The following is a 14,795-nucleotide window of genomic DNA, read 5'->3' as shown; positions in this document are numbered from 1 at the left end:
GTGATGGCTCCTGCCCTGCTGCTCTACGCTGCGGAACGACTGGGGAAGGCTGTGCGCTCCCCCCGCCAATGACACCGTGCTCTCCTATGCCTCGGCCCGGACCGGGCGTGGCAGCGCCTTCGGGGTTCACCAGGCGCCGGACCAGACCGGTGCCATGCTCGGACCACTGCTGCTGGCCACCATCCTCAGCTGGAAGGACGGCGACTACCGGCCGGCCTTCGCCACCCTTGCCGTGCCCGGGGTGCTGGTCCTGGCGCTGCTCTTCTGGCTGCGGCATCGGGTACCGGACCCGCGGGTCAATGAAGAGGGTATGCGCGAGGCTGTGCCGCACGATGCCAGCCCCGCTGTGGCGATCGTTCTGATCGTGGCGGCCAACGCCGTGGCGCTCCCCGGGCTGCTCCTGGTGATCAGCAGGCTCCCGCACCACACAGCCTGATGCAGAGCGGAAATGTGGGACATTAGGCTATTCCGGGTAGTGTGGCATCACAGACTGCCACAGCAACGTCTTGGCCTCATCCAGCGCAGAGCATGCCGCCGCGCGCAACCACAGAAAGCAGGAACCGTGGACCATCACATCCGTGCAACATACGACGCGATTCTCTCTCAACCGGCACCCCGCGACCTTGACTGGGACCGATTTGTCACCCTGTGGAAGGACATTGCGGATAAGGTCACCGAGGATCCCGGCGCCCGGCTCGCGGTGGACATCAATGGCCACCGTGAGGTCTTCCGCCGCCCGCACGATGGCCGTGTGTCCATCGAGGACATTGAGCTGGCCCGTCATATCCTCGCCAAAACCCCCGACGACAAGGGCAGCGGACACCTTTTGGTGGTGACCATCGACGAGCGCACGGCGCACATCCTGGACTTCGACCTGGATACTCCGAAGGTCGTGGAGACCGAACACGATGTGAAGGATCCGAGCCCTGTTGCTCACCATATGCGCACCGTGGAGCGCCACACGGGCCATGACGACGAAGCAGATCTCAAGGAGTTCTTCGACAAGCTCGCCGAAACGCTGCGACCGCTGGTCACTGCGCAGACCTTTGTGTTGTTCGGCCACGGCGCGGGTAAGTCCAACACGGCTGCCGCCTTCCTGGAACGCGCCGCCGCGCATCATCCGGAGGTGGCTGCAAAGCTCGCCGCGACCGCACAGATCGATCTCTCCGCGGCAACGGACCCGATGCTGGAAGCCAAGGCCAAGGAACTCACCGGGCGCTGATTTTCGGCCATCGAGTGTCGAGGTAATGCTGTTTTCCACGCGGCATTCCAGCGTTATCTCGACACTCGCGGGGCGATTCTGGGGTCAGCTGACCGCCACTGGGCTGACCGCCACTGGCTTGGGCGATGTGCAGCGCCAGGTAGGCGACCTCCTCATTGGGAAGCTGGGTCGCCTGGCTCCGGACAATGAACTCGCGGATCTTTCCCGCCGAGGCCACACGACGTGTGACGCGAAGAGCGGGATCATCAAGCTGTGGAGTTAGAACTGGAACTGCTGGTGGTGGCCAAATGCGCCAACGAACAGCCCGCGCTGGAGGCGATTCGGGCAGCGGCACGGTTGGCCGGTCAGAGCGAACCTGCCGCCTAACGCAGCTTGTCGATCTTGTCGACCGGAACGTAGAAAGTGACCTCACCGGTTTCGGTGTTGACTCGTGCTTTCAGGTCCACCTTGCCCAGCATCCTGCGACCGTGGGAAATGGCCACCGGGTAGGTGCTGCTGGCGTAGACCTCACAGTCTTCGATGAATTCGCTCATGCTACATGGTAGACCGCGCCCTCCCTCAGCGGGCTGACCATGCAGCATGAAAGGCTACTTCCCGCTGGTGAACAACAGACCCTTCGGGTGAATCGAGGACAGGCCCGGCACCGGGGTCAGCACCCCATTGCTGAGGTCCAGCGTCGCGAGATAGGTGGCGGCTCCATCCGGGGTCACGGTGGAAACGGCCTGCCCCGCCGCAAACGCCCCGGAGACCTCGACGACGGAGTTGTGATCCGGATCGGTGATCCACAAGGTTCGCCCGGACTGCGTGGCGAAGGCCGTGTCATCCACCGGCACGCTGAGGTTCAGCACCTGCAGCGACTGCCTCGGCCCACCCAGGTGGTCGGTGAAGATCAGTTGCTGGTCGCCCTGCGAATCCAGCAGGAACTGGTTCTTGAAGCGCGGGCTCTGGGCCGGAACCGCTGTGGTGGAATCCGGGTCACTGAGCGCCAGCGTGGTGGTGCCCGTGGCGCCGGCGTTGGCGACCGTTGCGGCGGCATCGTCGGTGAACACGGGAGTCAGCGCGGCCGTCGATCCCTTCAGGGTCGCCTCATAGAGTGCCGCGCCGGTGCCATCCGCCGGGTTCGAGGCGGTGATGATGATCGTGCCGTGATACACCGTCGCGGAGTCGGTGCCTCCTCCGTGGGTCAGCCCGGCGTAGGTGAAGTCCTTGACCTGGCTATCTGCGGCCGATGGCGTCACCGTGTGGAAACTGGAATTGCCGTCTTCGTTGGTGGTCACGAGCAGGCGCTGCCCAGCCTCATCCGCCCCCATGCCGTCGATCCGGCCGGTGATCGTCCAGGAGGCGCCCGGAGCGCCATCGAGTGAGTACTGCTGGATGGTGCTGGCTGTAGTACCGTTCGGAGCGGGCTCCCCCAGCGGCCCGACGCCGTTCTGGAAGGCGACATAAATGCTGTCACCCAGGCGCGTGATGTCGTCCGGCCTGGTTTCGGCTCCCACGGCAGCGAACGTTGTGATGGTCGGTGCGACAGCCGGATGGGCGTTGGCCGGGGCCGCGCTCGCGGGAAGGGCAGCGCAACTCAGCAGGGCTGCGGAGGTGATCGCGGTTCCGAGCAGAAACGGCGTGCGGGAAAGTCTGATGTCCATGGTCATTCCTCACGTGGGTCTGGAGTATTCCTGACCCATCCACCCTCCGCCCGCCGGGTGGATGGCAGATGAACCCCCAGTGAACTGCGCCCGGCCGTCCGGTCAGAATGTGCTGAGCCGGTCAGAATGTGCTGAGATGGCCGCGGGCTACCACGCTCTTCCACGGAGGTCGATCGTGCCGGAAGGCCAGGCTGCGGGAGCGCGCCCAAGGGGGCGGATCATCAGCGACGGTCCGGGCTCCAAGCTTCGCGGCAGACCGGCACAGTCCAGAAACCTTTCCCGTACGGCGACCCGCTGCCAACCACCCGAGGTGACCTACGCTCGTCTCATCGGACCACGCAAGGATGTGGACATCATGCCCTGCGTATCCGTAGGGCAACTCCGGGGTCCAGGGGCCAAAGTCTGCTGAGTACTCTGTGTGGAAAAGACAACTGAGCTGACCGATCACGTCCGGAGTCAGGGCTTCGTGCGGAATGGCTTCGAAACCGAAGGTCATTGTGGCGATCCCAGGGCGCCCGGGCCTCGCGCCCACTTCAGGCTTTCGATGACGATGGAGAGCACCACCTCGAGTTCCTCCGCATCACGGGGGCCATAAATCAGGAACTCGGTGCCGAAATCCTCATACTGATGAGGTTCAGCCCAGCCGAGCGCGGTGAGTTCGGCCCCGCGCTCGGGCGGAAGCACCAGATGCAAGGAAGTATCGTGCACACCATGAAGGTGCACCGGTTCCCACCGCGCTTCCGGTGCCAGCGAGACCTCGGGCACTCTGGCCTGGCTGACATCCTTGAGGAACACGGCCCGGGAGGATGCTGGTGATACCGCGCTGTGCCCTTCCATCACTCCGGGCAGAGCAAAGACCCGGTGGACCAGCCGGCCCCACAGCTCCGGCGGAGCCTGCTGGCTCAGCTGGGTCTGCGGCCCCTCGGTGGATACCCGTGGACGCTCGCCCGGGCGTCGGGTGATGACCTGCGACATCATTCGTCACCAAGGAAGAGAAGGTAGCCGCTGATCGTCGGCAGATCTACCACCAGCGTGTCCCAGACGGGGACATAGTCTGTCCCCTCATAGTGGTGGGCCAGACGATCCCGCATCCGTTTGATCAAGGACCAGGGCACCTCGGGATGCCGGTCCGTCGTGTCGATGCTCAGCCGGGCGACGTTTTCACCGACCCTGATGATCAGCGACTCCACTGCCAGACCCGGCACATTGTCAGGATCGCCGACGTACCACTCGTGCCCACGGGCTACAAGATGTTCTCCGATCTTGCACAGGCGAACAATCTCTCGCAACAGGACACCATCCCGGGCGCTCATACCACCCCGGGCGCTCATACGGCTACCGCCGTGGCGAGGACCTCGTGATCGGCGCACAGTCCACCGTCGGTCACCACGTCCACTTCGACGCCGAGCAGCTCGCTGGCCGCCGCGGCGAACGCCGCAACCGTGAGCAATCCGGTTCCGGGCGAACGTGTCACCAGAACGTCCAGATCGCTGCCAGGGTGGTCAGTGCCGTGGGCGACGGAGCCGAAGACACGGATGTTGCTGATGCCGTAGCGGCCACCCAGGCTGACCAGCTCAGGACGATGCGCGGTCAGGGCCTCGTGTGGCAAAGGGCGCGCTGCCGCCCGCAAACGTTCCAGCATCATCAGCATGTTCGGGTCAGGGAAGACGGTAAACCCGGCCTTCTCATACACTTCATGCGCATCCGCGGTGACCAGCATGAGCCGTTTCAGATTCCATGGTCGGACGGCATCCACGATCACCCGGGACAGTTCCGTGCCCAGACGGAGGCCACGCGCCTCCCGGGCGATGTATACGTCACAGAGCCAGCCGAAGGTCACCCCGTCGGTGAGCAGGCGGGCATAAGCCAAGCTGGACGCCATCGGGCCCGTACACACCGAAGTTGATGGAGGCCGCAGCCGCCCGCCGCGCCACCTCAAAGGACCGGCCGATCGACACTCAGCTCAAGGTCAGGCCGTGCGGTCAGTGCTTCCGGAGCCAATTCCGCTCCGCGCGCACGGCCGAATTCCCGCGCCCATTCCAGCATCGCCGCGCGCAGGCCCCCGGAACGTTCTATGGCAGCAACGCGGAAACCATCGATCTGGAGTCGGGAGGCACCTCGCCAGGCAAGCCCCGGAATGACCGTCAACTGCATCGTGGCCACGACTGCGCCAGTCTCCTCCCGCACCACCGCCAGATAGCTGGAGCTGGTGCGCGTGACGAGAGTGAGGGCCGCCTCGTAGCGGTCAAGCTCCGTGACGTCACCGGCGTGAGATGCGGGCTCATCGCTGGTCAGTAGCGCGGCAATGGCCGGAATGTCCTCACGGCGCGCCCGGTCCAGCCGGTAGGTCCGGCCATCCACTCGCAGCAGCCCACGAACCGAGGACCGCGCGTCGGCCTGCAACCGGGTAACCAGTAGATCGAGCCACCCGCCCACGCTGGCCCGCGCCTCTGCGGTGTCGGGATAGCGGCATCGCAGATGCAGCCCGGACTCGTCCAGGATGAACCACAGCATGACGCCGTCGGTGTCGATGGTCGCGCCCACGTACTGGGCGTCGAGGCCCACCGAGTCGATGCGCACCGGCAGCCTGCGCAAGTCCAGCCAGGAAATCGCGAACATGCCGGGCGCCATCGGCATGCCGCCCCAGGGCGCCAGCACATCAGCCAGCGGCCAGGATCCAAGCTGTACTGCTTCTTTGACCGCGGCCGCCGCAGGGCGCGGCTCGGGCACTGCAGACTCCAGCACCGAATTGGTGATGAACCAGCCCACCGAGTCGTGCCATCGGGCGTCGAAGCGGCTGTGTACAGGGAACACGGCCCGCAGCGGCGTTCCCGCCATCTCCCGCGTCACGGCGGTCATTGCCACGACGGCAAGCGCCAGTGTGGAGACGCCCTCCTCGCGGGCCTGAGCCGCAAAGGCGGCCGCGTCATCGACGTCGAACACATCCCGCACTTCCACCCGCTCGCGCTGCGGCTCAGGCGCGCCCAGCGGCAGCGGGAATTGCGGCATGGCCCCACCGCTGTCCCGGATGATGTCCACCCACCGCTCGCGCACCTGGCCCGGTGCCGCGTCCCGGTCCAACAGCGCCTGGGTGTGCTCCACAAAGGCCGGTACTGGCGCCAGCTGCCCGGCATCGAGTGCCAAGAGAAGATCCCGCGCAATCACCAGCATCGACCACATATCGACGTGGGCGTGATCGGCGGCAATGATCACGGTGATTCCGGCGGCAGTCTCCAGCAGGCACAGCCGATGGGAGGGTTGTGAGTAGGGCGAACAGGCGGCATCGAGCACCTCGCGCACAGCATCGTTGACCGCCTGGCCCGGGCCAATTTCATGCTCAACCCAGGCACCCGGAGCAATCTCGATCTCGTGCAGTTCCGGCTCGCCGCCCGGACCGGGCACAAAGACGGTACGCAACGTGCCATGACGGGCGATGACGGCCAGCCAGGCCTCCGCGATTGACTCCCTGCGGGTGGGAGCTGGCAGGCGGAAGGAGAGGGCCATCCAGGAACCCGGGCGCTCGCCCGCGCCCACGTGCAGTCGCTGGTCAAAGGACACCGGAAGGAGGCGGCCCGGGGTGGAGACCCTGACATCGTAGCCCCACAGTCGTCCGAATGGTAGCCGCAGATGGGTGATGTTGGTCAGCCTCATGGCAGTATCCTTTCGCCTCAGATAGCCTGAATACTTGATCAGCGCGGTCGCCGTAGGTGTTGCGGCCAGTCACCCATCACGTCACCGGTCAAGGAGCCTGATGCCTACTTTAGAGGTTCCCGGAGCCGAGCTGGCGGTCGCGTTGAGTGACGAAGGCGGCCATCCCGTCGTTCAGCTGCACGGCTTGACCTCCAGCCGCGCGCGGGATCGGGTACTCAATCTTGACCTCGGCCGTGGGCTCAGTGGCACCCGCCTGTTGCGCTATGACGCCCGCGGCCATGGCAAGTCGACGGGGCGCAAGGTCCCCGAGGACTATCGCTGGCAGAATCTGGCGGAGGACCTCCTGCGGCTGCTCGATCGCTGGTTCCCTGGCGAACCGGTCCATGGAGTGGGTCCGTCCATGGGGACAGCGACACTGCTGCACGCCGCAGCCCGCGAGCCCGAGCGTTTCACCGGGCTGACGCTCATGGTGCCGCCCACCGCCTGGGAGACCCGGCGTGCGCAAGCCGGGAATTACCGGGCCGCTGCGGAACTGATCGAGGCAGAGGGCGTTGAGGCCTTCCTGGTTTCTGCCCGGGGAGCCACGCCGCCACCGGCCACCGTAGGAGCGCCGGAGACCGTGCCGGACGTCGCCGATGCCCTGTTGCCATCCTTATTCCGGGGTGCAGCGCTGAGTGACCTGCCGGAGCCGGAGGCGATCGCCCGGGTCAACATGCCGACCACCATCCTGGCCTGGACTGAGGATCCAGGCCACCCGCTATCAACCGCTGAAACCCTGGCAACGCTGCTCCCCCAGGCGACGCTGAGGGTTGCCCACACCCCGGCCGACGTCGATATCTGGCCGACCATCCTGAAACAGGATGTCGCCGCGCGGGACTGATTCAGGCCAGCCAAGAATCAATCAGCCAAGAATCAAGTTGCTCGGCGCTGGCCAGGTCCGGACGGGGAGAACTGCCCATCCAGATGAGAGATTTATGTCACACCCTTCGCCTAGGGTGGCTCCATGAGCAGCCATCCTCCTCCCCCGGCCCATGTTCCTGTCCCGTCGCGTGTTCCTGTCCCGTCGCGACCCTACGGCGGGAACCAGCCACCGCCCTTGGGCTACGCAGCCCCTCTACCGGCAGCGCCACCGTGGGGAAACTCCTTGCCCTCGCCGGTGGAGCCGCCTCCGATCCCCTCCATCCGGACAATCCTGGTCGGTGCGCTCCTCATGGTGCTGGCCGGCGTCGTCGTCGTACTCCCTTACGTGCTGTTCGTGGTTGGCGGCGGTGGGAACAGCACCTCCTTTACGACGCTCACGCAAAGCTTCTGGTTTGCAGGCATCCTCTTCCTGATCGCAGGTGCCGTGGTGGTGCTGGTGGGAGTCATCCGGTCTGTCCGGGAGGAGCGCCGGCGCCGCCAGGCAGGATTCCCCGGGCCCACCGGGAGGCCGCTTGGTGCCGTTGCGCTGGCGCTGGTCATACACAGTGCCCTGCCATTCATCAGCATGTACTTTATGGTGGGCTCCGTGGCCGGACTGATCGTGGGGTATGTCAGCCGGTGGCAAAGCAAGAAGGCTGGACTCGACAATGGGCCAGCTCTGGCCGCCATCATCGTCGGCTGGGCCGTTGCCGCCCTGACAGCCTTCGGATGGGTCCTGTATGCGGTGCTCATCACGCGTCCGGCAACAGGCATCCACTTCTAAGCGTTTCAGATCACTTCCGACCGCCGATGACGAACCCATCGCCCGGCATGCAAGCTCTCCGGACCGGTTGATAGCCTGTGACGATGGATGAGGCACTGGATGCAGGGCCGTTTTTTCACGGTACCAAGGCCGAGCTGCGGGTGGGCGATCAGTTGACGGCCGGGTTTCGGTCCAATTACCGGCCCGAGATCGTGATGAATCATATCTACTTCACCGCTTTGCCCGATGGCGCCGGGCTCGCCGCCGAACTCGCTGCTGGCGACGGCACGCCGAGGGTGTACCTGGTGGAGCCGACCGGTGAGTTCGAGAACGACCCCAATGTCACCGACAAGAAGTTCCCTGGAAATCCCACCCGCTCCTATCGCAGCAGAAAGCCCTTGAGAATCCTGGGCGAAGTCGCCGACTGGACGAGGCAGACGCCCGAGGCCCTCCAGCTGTGGCAAGACCGGCTGGCCGCAATCCGTCAGGATGATCGCGCCGAAATCATCAACTGACTCAACAGAAGAGGCGTCCGAGAACAGGCTTCCAGCCAGTGGAAGAGCGGAACGAAAGGAGGCGGCGGTGAGCACCGTTGACCCCGTTGCACAGCGCCATCAACGCGAGGCCGCCCGCCGAGGCAGCCCGGCGAGGACCGCACGGTACGTGGTGATGCAGGTACTTCAGTTCGGCTGCGCCATCCTGCTGGGTATGGGGCTGGTCAGCATGGCTGACGAAGGCCGTGTCACCTCACTGAACAGCGTCTTCGGCAACTGGGACTCGCGCCTGATGGGGACCTTCTGGACCTTCCCCGTAGGGCTGTGCGGGGTGATTATGTTCGGCATCGCCGTCAGCTTTTCAGCCATTTCCCTCACCGGCCGGCCGTTGGTGTTTCCGGTCATTGGCCCCGCGACTGTCATCTTGATCGGAATCGCGATCGGCTTCAGCGCCGCGGCCCCGCAGCTCACTCCACCCGATCAGGTCGGGGTCCGCCTGGATACCTCTTTTGGCAAGAATGAACCCTGGACCCTCGGTCACTGGGTCTGGTATTACCTCGATGTCTGGGGACCCCTATTACTCTGGACTTTCGCCGCTGCCGCTGTGGTCATGGGCGCCGTCGCCCGGTTCCGTCGTCGTGCGCGTCACTCGGTACTTGCCGAGGTGGCCGCCAACGGTGCCCGCGTCGCCGGTGAGGTCACCGAGGCTCGCCTGCCCGACCCCCACGCGACGCGAACTCTCACCCGCATCACGGTGTGCTATGTTGACCGGTCTGGCACCACGCGCTGGATTGAGCCGCCCCTCATGGGACTGACCTCGGAGCTGCCGCGTCTTGGCGATACCGTCACGGTCCTTTACGACCAGAATGCCCCTGGCAATACGAAGCGCATCTTCGTCGGCCCGGCCGATGCGCAAGGCCCCGATGACTTCCACCGCTGGAACCCCCTGGTTTAGGCCAGCAACACCACCGCATACCAATACCTGAAGGAAGCTCATGCCCGACTCTTCACAGCCGCTCCGCAAGCTTGGTTTCCTCACGATTGGCCTGTTCGATCCGACGAATCCAGCCGCGGGGCACGAATCAACACTGCAGATCATCGAGCTGGGCGAGCGGCTGGGATTCGACAGCGCCTGGCTACGCCACCGCCACCTGCAGTTCGGCATCTCCTCCCCCATTGCGATCATGGCCGCGGCCAGCCAACGCACCGCCCGGATAGAGCTTGGAACCGCCGTGACCCCGATGGGCTGGGAAAACCCCTTGCGCCTGGCCGAGGACCTGGCCACCGTGGATCTGCTCGCCGGAGGACGGATCAATCCGGGCCTGAGCGTAGGCGAACCCATGCACTACGACACCGTGAAGCACGAGCTGTATCCGGATTCCGCCGAGGTGGAGGACTTCAGCTACGGGCGCGTGGATCGGCTTGCCCGATTGATTGCGGGGGAACCGGTCCGGGAGTTTTCCGGCCGGCAGGGTGTTGTGGAGGAATTCTCCCACCGGGTCGAGCCGCATTCGCCGGGGTTGCGCGCACGACTTTGGTATGGGGCGGCAAGCCGGAAATCGGCCATCTGGGCCGGGGACAATGGATTCAACCTGCTCACCAGCAGCGTGGTCTTCCCTGATGAGGACCAGGAACCGGTGTTTGACCACATCCAGCAGTCCCAGATCCTCGCCTACCGTGAAGCCGCTGCGGCGTCTGCGTCGGCTCACGGACGGGCCCGCGTTTCGCAAGGTCTGGTGGTGATCCCGACCGATTCGGCGTCAGCGAAGCAGCGTGAAAAGTACCGGCGATATGTTGAGGAGCGCACTCCGCGCACCCGGGCGCCGCAGGGGCCCAAAGGGATGCTGTTCGCCCCAGATCTCCTCGGCACCAGCGAGCAGATCGCCGAGCACCTCTACGCACATGCGGGGTTTCAGGAAGTCGACGAGGTGGCCTTCGCGTTACCCTTCAGCTTCGACCACGAGGACTACATCCAGATCCTCACCGACATCGCTACCAGGCTGGGACCAGCGTTGGGCTGGGCACCGGCAGAGGTTGGGCTGGCTTGATGGATTTTCAGCCAAGCGGCACGATCGCGTCTGCCAGCACCAGAGCATTCCCCGGGAGAGTACTGGAGCCAACCACCGAGCGTGCTGGCGGGGCTTCCCTGAAGTAGGCAGAGTAAACCTGATCCATCGCCGGAAAGTACGTCAACACGCCGTCGATATACAGCGTGACCTTGATGGCGTTGGAGAGATCAGCGCCGGCAGCGTGGCAGATAGCACTGAGATTCTTCAGGCATTGATGCATCTGATCCGCCGCGACCTGATCTGCGCGGCCCCAGAGGACCGGGTTCGGCGGACGATTGCCGGCCATCAGGCCTGTCGCCGGGTCAAGGGGCAGTTGGCCGGAAATGTAGAGCAGCCCCTGGTATACAAGCCCCTGGCTGGACCCTCCATTGGACTGTGGCGCATACGGCGTTCTGATGACGATGCGCTCCATGGATGCCCTCTCCTCGTTTATAACGGCCAGTAGCTCATCATCCTACGGTGCTACCTCTGGGCCGCTGGATGATGTCTTGTTGTATGTCGCGAGCACCTCGCCAGCCGACCGTGAGTACCACCTCCGATGACCACGAACGTTTAGCTGAGGTCGATCCAGTAGCGACGCTTGGGCGTGGCGTCAGCCGACACGTTCTCCAGCACTCCACCGCACCGCTCGATGGTGCCGATCGAACCCAGATTATCGTCGTCGCACGTCACAAGTGCCCGCTGGATGCCTAGGCCCAGCGCCACTCCCAGACCCTGCCGAAGCATTTCGGTCGCGTAGCGTCGACGGCGGTATTGTGGTCGCACTCCGTAGCCAATGTGACCGCCAACCGCCAGAAGTGCCCGGTTCAACTCATGCCGGATGTGCACCCGCCCCACTATCTGTCCCTCGACTACCGCGAATAACATGGTTGCCGGGACCCGCTCCGGCGAGAGATCGATTCCCTGTCGATCCCTCTTGACTCTGGCGAGATAGTCCTCCCACGACTCGTCAGATCGCCGCAACGCGAAGTCAAAGCCATCCTCTGCGAGTTCGGCCTGAGCTGCAGCGACCTCAGCCTCGTCCTCTGGGCACGGATTCCGAAGGACGAGGCGGAGATCAGAATCGTGGCTCGATGGGGCATCAGAGGGGGTCGTTGGCATCATCAAATTCTAGGCGTCGACTCGCCAGGGCAGCATTCCCTTCAGGACGTGGCGCTACGGACCGCGAAGACGGCGGCAACGGCAGCCCGCGCTCGGTCCGCGACGTCGGCGGCCGAGTCAGGCCGGAGCTTGCCATCCAGGTGAAGGAAGGCCAGGCCGTGGGCCATGCTCCAGAGCGCAGTCGACAGGCTGGGCACCTCGGCCACGGGAAGGTCCGGAAAGAAACGCTCGATGGCGCCATCAAGTACCCGGTGCAGCTCGCTGGAGGCTTGCACGCGTTCGCTGTCTGCGGCGTCGCACTCGTTGCCGAACATCAGGCGGAACACCGCAGGATGCCGCAGAGCGAATGCTACGTAGGTCACCCCGAGCTCGGCGATCGCCATCGCAGCTGGGGACTGCCCGGAAACCTCACCCAACGCTGCGTTCAGGTCGCCACGAAGTATCTTGAAGCCCTCAACTGCCACAGCCGACTCAAGAGCCTCCCGGTCGGCGAAATGTCGGTAAGGCGCCGCCGGTGATACCCCTGCACGGCGTGCTACGGCGCGCATGGAGAAGGGTTCGCCCGCCTCGAGACTCCCGAAGGCCGCGTCCAGGAGTACGGCGCGCAAGTCGCCATGGTGATAACTCCGGCCAGATGTTGACACTGCTAACTTCGCCCCCTACACTCCAATGTATGCGTTGCTAACATAGCGCGCTGAACGAGGCTCTGTCCACCAGCACCCGCTCAGGACATCGGAATCCTGAGCGGCGAGGGCGGTCAAGTAGGAGAAGTTGAGTCGGGACATGCACACCATTCTGGGAGCGAACGGCCAGATCGCGATCGAGCTGGCGCGGGAGCTGAATCGCGAAGACACGGCCGAGCTGAGGCTGGTCAGCCGCAACCCGCGCAAAGTCAACGATTCAGACACACTCAAGCGCGCCGACCTGCTCAACGCTGAGCAGACCAGAGCAGCCGTCGAGGGCAGCGACATCGTCTATTTCACCGCTGGACTGCCCGCAAATACCGACCTGTGGGAGACCCAGTTCCCCGCAATGCTCAGGAATGCGCTGGATGCCGCACGAGCGACCGGTGCGAAGTTCGCCTACTTCGACAACACCTACATGTATCCGCAGGATGATCGCCTCCAGACCGAGGACACACCGTTCGCACCGGTGGGGCGCAAGGGCAGGGTCCGTGCAGCCATGGCAACCAAGGTCCTCGACGAGATGGCCCGAGGCGATATCCCGGTCCTCATCGTCCGAGCGCCGGAATTTTACGGGCCAGGCCGGACTCAGAGCATGACGAATACCCTCGTGATTGACCGGCTGGCGGCAGGGAAGAGAGCACTGGTACCGGTACGGGATGATCGGCATCGGACGCTCATCTGGACGCCCGACGCGAGCCGCGCGCTGGCAACCCTGGCCAATACAGCTGACGCCTACGGTCAGACCTGGCATCTGCCAGTGGATGAGGACCGGCCGACCTATCGGGAATTCGTGACCATGGCTGCAGAGGCCTTCGGCACAAAGCCGGCCTACACCGTCCTCCCCCAGTGGGCACTGGAGGCGGCAGGTATCGTCTCGAAGCAGATACGGGAACTCAGGGAACTGCTTCCGCGGTACGCGCACAACAACCTCTTCGACTCCACCAAGTTCACCACCCGCTTCCCCGATTTCGGCGTAACCACCTACCGCGAGGGACTCAGGATCATCCGCAGCGACGCCGATGCCGATCCGGGCCAGGCCGATCACCAGCAGTAAGGCAGCATCCTGACACTCAGTCCCGGGGTCGATCCCACCAGTCAAGAACGCGCAACGCCTGGAACGTCACCCACTTCGACGGCTCCCCCGCCGGGGAGTCAATGTGGACCCAGACGTCACCGGGGAGACGGTGTCCCTGCAACCAGGTACCGTCCGGTCGGCGCTGGCTGCGGATGATCTGGATGGCCTCCGTCATGCGCGCGTCGGGCTGCGCCCCGTCCGCAAGGCATGCTGCGCGGAAGTAGTCGGCCGCCGCGAGGACGTTGTAATAGGCGCGTCGCGGGTGGGTGAGCCGGAGGACCTGCTCGAAAACCGGCTCGCGCGTGGACAACCGACGGAACAGCGAGCGCTCCAGCAGATACTCCTCGCCGCCTCGGCGCGCCTCGCGCACCCGTTCAGGGTCACCGGTGGCCAATTGATAGTCCAGTAATCCGATCAGCGCGTTGAGCGTGGAGTGGAAGGATGAGCGAACCGAGCCCTCCGTCCACGCGCAGTTCCATCCCCCGTCAGGCAACTGATGATCCAGGAACCAGGTCACGATGCCGTCGACATCGGCTCCCAGCCAGAGGCCGTTCGAGAGGGTCCAGGAGTTGATACAGCAGTCCACTTCGCCATGCCAGTAGGGCAGATCGTCATACTCCCAGGTGATCTTATCGAGTTTCTCCGCCGTGCCGTCCAGAACGCGTGCATCGAGCCCCCACTCGCGCAAATCCTTAAGCGCCCAGGTGGTCGTGGTCCACGGTTGCGGTTTGTTGTTATCCCAGGCCCAGCCTGCGGGGAAGAACGCTCCTCCTGCCCACGTCCCCTCGGGATCCTGGTGCGAGAGCACCTCCACTCCCAGTCCCTCTGTCGCGACCCGCGCACGGGTCGCTTCCCACCGATCACGCGGCGTACCCAGCACATCACATTCGATCTGCCATCGCAGCGCCGGATCTGAGTCCAGCAGCCAGGCTTCAAACTGGTCACCCATCGGTCCTCCATCCCCTGTGTCAGCCTAGCTTCGAGTGGGAGGCGGCACCATCTTCACCGCGCCCCACCCATGCGATACGCTTTCCGCAGTATTTCTACCGACTGGTAATTTATTTTCCGGAGGAACGAAAATAGTGCGCACAGCTAAAATACAAGGTGCCAGGACCTTTACCCGCGCACTCCTCGCGGTGATCGTGGGAAGCCTACTGTGCGGAGGAACCCTCACGCCCGCGCAGGCGACCC

The 14,795-nt window shown here is 64.5% G+C and carries 19 protein-coding genes; 9 read left to right on the top strand and 10 right to left on the bottom strand.

Going from position 1 to position 14,795, the window contains the following annotated elements; genetic code table 11:
- The first annotated feature begins 76 nt into the window (after positions 1-76).
- From QQM37_RS06965 to QQM37_RS06955, 3 genes are all read left to right on the top strand, one after another.
- Complete coding sequence (locus QQM37_RS06965) at positions 77-436, top strand: MFS transporter (protein WP_285725923.1); 360 nt, start codon at positions 77-79, stop codon at positions 434-436.
- A 126-nt stretch (positions 437-562) separates the two neighbouring features.
- The gene (locus QQM37_RS06960) at positions 563-1,222 is read left to right on the top strand and encodes a hypothetical protein (RefSeq protein ID WP_285725921.1); all 660 of its coding nucleotides are present in this window, start codon (positions 563-565) and stop codon (positions 1,220-1,222) included.
- 25 nt (positions 1,223-1,247) lie between these two features.
- Positions 1,248-1,484, top strand: coding sequence for a hypothetical protein (locus tag QQM37_RS06955; protein WP_285725918.1), 237 nt, complete (start codon positions 1,248-1,250; stop codon positions 1,482-1,484).
- A gap of 100 nt (positions 1,485-1,584) precedes the next feature.
- On the opposite strand, the gene QQM37_RS06950 is transcribed toward QQM37_RS06955, so the two are convergent.
- The 6 genes from QQM37_RS06950 to QQM37_RS06925 form a co-directional block, all read right to left on the bottom strand.
- Complete coding sequence (locus QQM37_RS06950) at positions 1,585-1,755, bottom strand: hypothetical protein (RefSeq protein WP_285725916.1); 171 nt, start codon at positions 1,753-1,755, stop codon at positions 1,585-1,587.
- A 54-nt stretch (positions 1,756-1,809) separates the two neighbouring features.
- Complete coding sequence (locus tag QQM37_RS06945) at positions 1,810-2,865, bottom strand: hypothetical protein (RefSeq protein WP_285725914.1); 1,056 nt, start codon at positions 2,863-2,865, stop codon at positions 1,810-1,812.
- Between the two features lie 492 nt (positions 2,866-3,357).
- Positions 3,358-3,843, bottom strand: a complete 486-nt coding sequence (locus QQM37_RS06940; RefSeq protein ID WP_285725912.1) for a luciferase domain-containing protein — start codon at positions 3,841-3,843, stop codon at positions 3,358-3,360.
- On the bottom strand, positions 3,840-4,178 hold the full coding sequence (locus QQM37_RS06935) for a HepT-like ribonuclease domain-containing protein (RefSeq protein ID WP_285725911.1): 339 nt from the start codon (positions 4,176-4,178) through the stop codon (positions 3,840-3,842). Before QQM37_RS06935 ends, QQM37_RS06940 begins: the two co-directional genes overlap by 4 nt.
- A 14-nt stretch (positions 4,179-4,192) precedes the next feature.
- The gene (locus QQM37_RS06930; protein ID WP_285725910.1) at positions 4,193-4,747 is read right to left on the bottom strand and encodes a GNAT family N-acetyltransferase; all 555 of its coding nucleotides are present in this window, start codon (positions 4,745-4,747) and stop codon (positions 4,193-4,195) included.
- A gap of 53 nt (positions 4,748-4,800) precedes the next feature.
- Positions 4,801-6,516 (bottom strand): peptide synthetase, encoded by a 1,716-nt coding sequence (locus QQM37_RS06925; protein WP_285725909.1) that lies wholly within the window; start codon positions 6,514-6,516, stop codon positions 4,801-4,803.
- Positions 6,517-6,616: 100 nt separating this feature from the next.
- Between QQM37_RS06925 and QQM37_RS06920 the strand changes: the two genes are divergently transcribed.
- The 5 genes from QQM37_RS06920 to QQM37_RS06900 all read left to right on the top strand — a co-directional run bounded on the left by QQM37_RS06920 (position 6,617) and on the right by QQM37_RS06900 (position 10,721).
- On the top strand, positions 6,617-7,396 hold the full coding sequence (locus QQM37_RS06920; RefSeq protein WP_285725908.1) for an alpha/beta fold hydrolase: 780 nt from the start codon (positions 6,617-6,619) through the stop codon (positions 7,394-7,396).
- 276 nt (positions 7,397-7,672) lie between these two features.
- Positions 7,673-8,200 carry a hypothetical protein gene (locus QQM37_RS06915; protein WP_285725907.1) on the top strand — a complete coding sequence of 176 codons (528 nt, stop codon included), beginning with the start codon at positions 7,673-7,675 and terminating at the stop codon, positions 8,198-8,200.
- 83 nt (positions 8,201-8,283) lie between these two features.
- Positions 8,284-8,694, top strand: a complete 411-nt coding sequence (gene arr / locus QQM37_RS06910) for an NAD(+)--rifampin ADP-ribosyltransferase (protein WP_285725904.1) — start codon at positions 8,284-8,286, stop codon at positions 8,692-8,694.
- A 67-nt stretch (positions 8,695-8,761) separates the two neighbouring features.
- The gene (locus QQM37_RS06905; RefSeq protein WP_285725903.1) at positions 8,762-9,628 is read left to right on the top strand and encodes a DUF3592 domain-containing protein; all 867 of its coding nucleotides are present in this window, start codon (positions 8,762-8,764) and stop codon (positions 9,626-9,628) included.
- Positions 9,629-9,668: 40 nt separating this feature from the next.
- On the top strand, positions 9,669-10,721 hold the full coding sequence (locus tag QQM37_RS06900; RefSeq protein ID WP_285725901.1) for an LLM class flavin-dependent oxidoreductase: 1,053 nt from the start codon (positions 9,669-9,671) through the stop codon (positions 10,719-10,721).
- 7 nt (positions 10,722-10,728) lie between these two features.
- Here the strand turns inward: QQM37_RS06900 and QQM37_RS06895 are convergent, their stop codons facing one another.
- The 3 genes from QQM37_RS06895 to QQM37_RS06885 all read right to left on the bottom strand — a co-directional run bounded on the left by QQM37_RS06895 (position 10,729) and on the right by QQM37_RS06885 (position 12,451).
- The gene (locus QQM37_RS06895) at positions 10,729-11,154 is read right to left on the bottom strand and encodes a RidA family protein (protein ID WP_285725899.1); all 426 of its coding nucleotides are present in this window, start codon (positions 11,152-11,154) and stop codon (positions 10,729-10,731) included.
- A gap of 140 nt (positions 11,155-11,294) precedes the next feature.
- Positions 11,295-11,843: a GNAT family N-acetyltransferase gene (locus QQM37_RS06890; RefSeq protein ID WP_285725897.1), complete on the bottom strand. Its 549-nt coding sequence runs from the start codon at positions 11,841-11,843 to the stop codon at positions 11,295-11,297.
- 41 nt (positions 11,844-11,884) lie between these two features.
- Complete coding sequence (locus QQM37_RS06885) at positions 11,885-12,451, bottom strand: TetR/AcrR family transcriptional regulator (protein ID WP_285725895.1); 567 nt, start codon at positions 12,449-12,451, stop codon at positions 11,885-11,887.
- A 175-nt stretch (positions 12,452-12,626) separates the two neighbouring features.
- Here QQM37_RS06885 and QQM37_RS06880 point away from each other — a divergent pair, with 175 nt between their 5' ends.
- A complete protein-coding gene (locus tag QQM37_RS06880; protein WP_285725893.1) occupies positions 12,627-13,583 on the top strand; it encodes an NAD-dependent epimerase/dehydratase family protein in 957 nt (318 codons plus the stop codon).
- 16 nt (positions 13,584-13,599) lie between these two features.
- Here QQM37_RS06880 and QQM37_RS06875 read toward each other — a convergent pair whose 3' ends face one another.
- Positions 13,600-14,553, bottom strand: a complete 954-nt coding sequence (locus QQM37_RS06875) for a prenyltransferase/squalene oxidase repeat-containing protein (RefSeq protein ID WP_285725891.1) — start codon at positions 14,551-14,553, stop codon at positions 13,600-13,602.
- Between the last annotated feature and the right edge of the window lie 242 nt (positions 14,554-14,795).

The sequence above is a fragment of the Psychromicrobium xiongbiense genome, assembly GCF_030271165.1.
Classification (GTDB): domain Bacteria; phylum Actinomycetota; class Actinomycetes; order Actinomycetales; family Micrococcaceae; genus Renibacterium; species Renibacterium xiongbiense.
This window is presented reverse-complemented; position numbering and strand designations above follow the sequence as displayed.

What these genes read in the sequence shown, in the direction of transcription:
- QQM37_RS06955 (WP_285725918.1), top strand. Translation starts at nt 1,248, where the DNA reads ATGCTGTTTTCCACGCGGCATTCCAGCGTTATCTCGACACTCGCGGGG.
- QQM37_RS06950 (WP_285725916.1), bottom strand. Translation starts at nt 1,755, where the DNA reads ATGAGCGAATTCATCGAAGACTGTGAGGTCTACGCCAGCAGCACCTAC.
- QQM37_RS06945 (WP_285725914.1), bottom strand. Translation starts at nt 2,865, where the DNA reads ATGGACATCAGACTTTCCCGCACGCCGTTTCTGCTCGGAACCGCGATC.
- QQM37_RS06940 (WP_285725912.1), bottom strand. Translation starts at nt 3,843, where the DNA reads ATGATGTCGCAGGTCATCACCCGACGCCCGGGCGAGCGTCCACGGGTA.
- QQM37_RS06935 (WP_285725911.1), bottom strand. Translation starts at nt 4,178, where the DNA reads ATGAGCGCCCGGGATGGTGTCCTGTTGCGAGAGATTGTTCGCCTGTGC.
- QQM37_RS06930 (WP_285725910.1), bottom strand. Translation starts at nt 4,747, where the DNA reads ATGGCGTCCAGCTTGGCTTATGCCCGCCTGCTCACCGACGGGGTGACC.
- QQM37_RS06925 (WP_285725909.1), bottom strand. Translation starts at nt 6,516, where the DNA reads ATGAGGCTGACCAACATCACCCATCTGCGGCTACCATTCGGACGACTG.
- QQM37_RS06920 (WP_285725908.1), top strand. Translation starts at nt 6,617, where the DNA reads ATGCCTACTTTAGAGGTTCCCGGAGCCGAGCTGGCGGTCGCGTTGAGT.
- arr (WP_285725904.1), top strand. Translation starts at nt 8,284, where the DNA reads ATGGATGAGGCACTGGATGCAGGGCCGTTTTTTCACGGTACCAAGGCC.
- QQM37_RS06900 (WP_285725901.1), top strand. Translation starts at nt 9,669, where the DNA reads ATGCCCGACTCTTCACAGCCGCTCCGCAAGCTTGGTTTCCTCACGATT.
- QQM37_RS06895 (WP_285725899.1), bottom strand. Translation starts at nt 11,154, where the DNA reads ATGGAGCGCATCGTCATCAGAACGCCGTATGCGCCACAGTCCAATGGA.
- QQM37_RS06890 (WP_285725897.1), bottom strand. Translation starts at nt 11,843, where the DNA reads ATGCCAACGACCCCCTCTGATGCCCCATCGAGCCACGATTCTGATCTC.
- QQM37_RS06880 (WP_285725893.1), top strand. Translation starts at nt 12,627, where the DNA reads ATGCACACCATTCTGGGAGCGAACGGCCAGATCGCGATCGAGCTGGCG.
- QQM37_RS06875 (WP_285725891.1), bottom strand. Translation starts at nt 14,553, where the DNA reads ATGGGTGACCAGTTTGAAGCCTGGCTGCTGGACTCAGATCCGGCGCTG.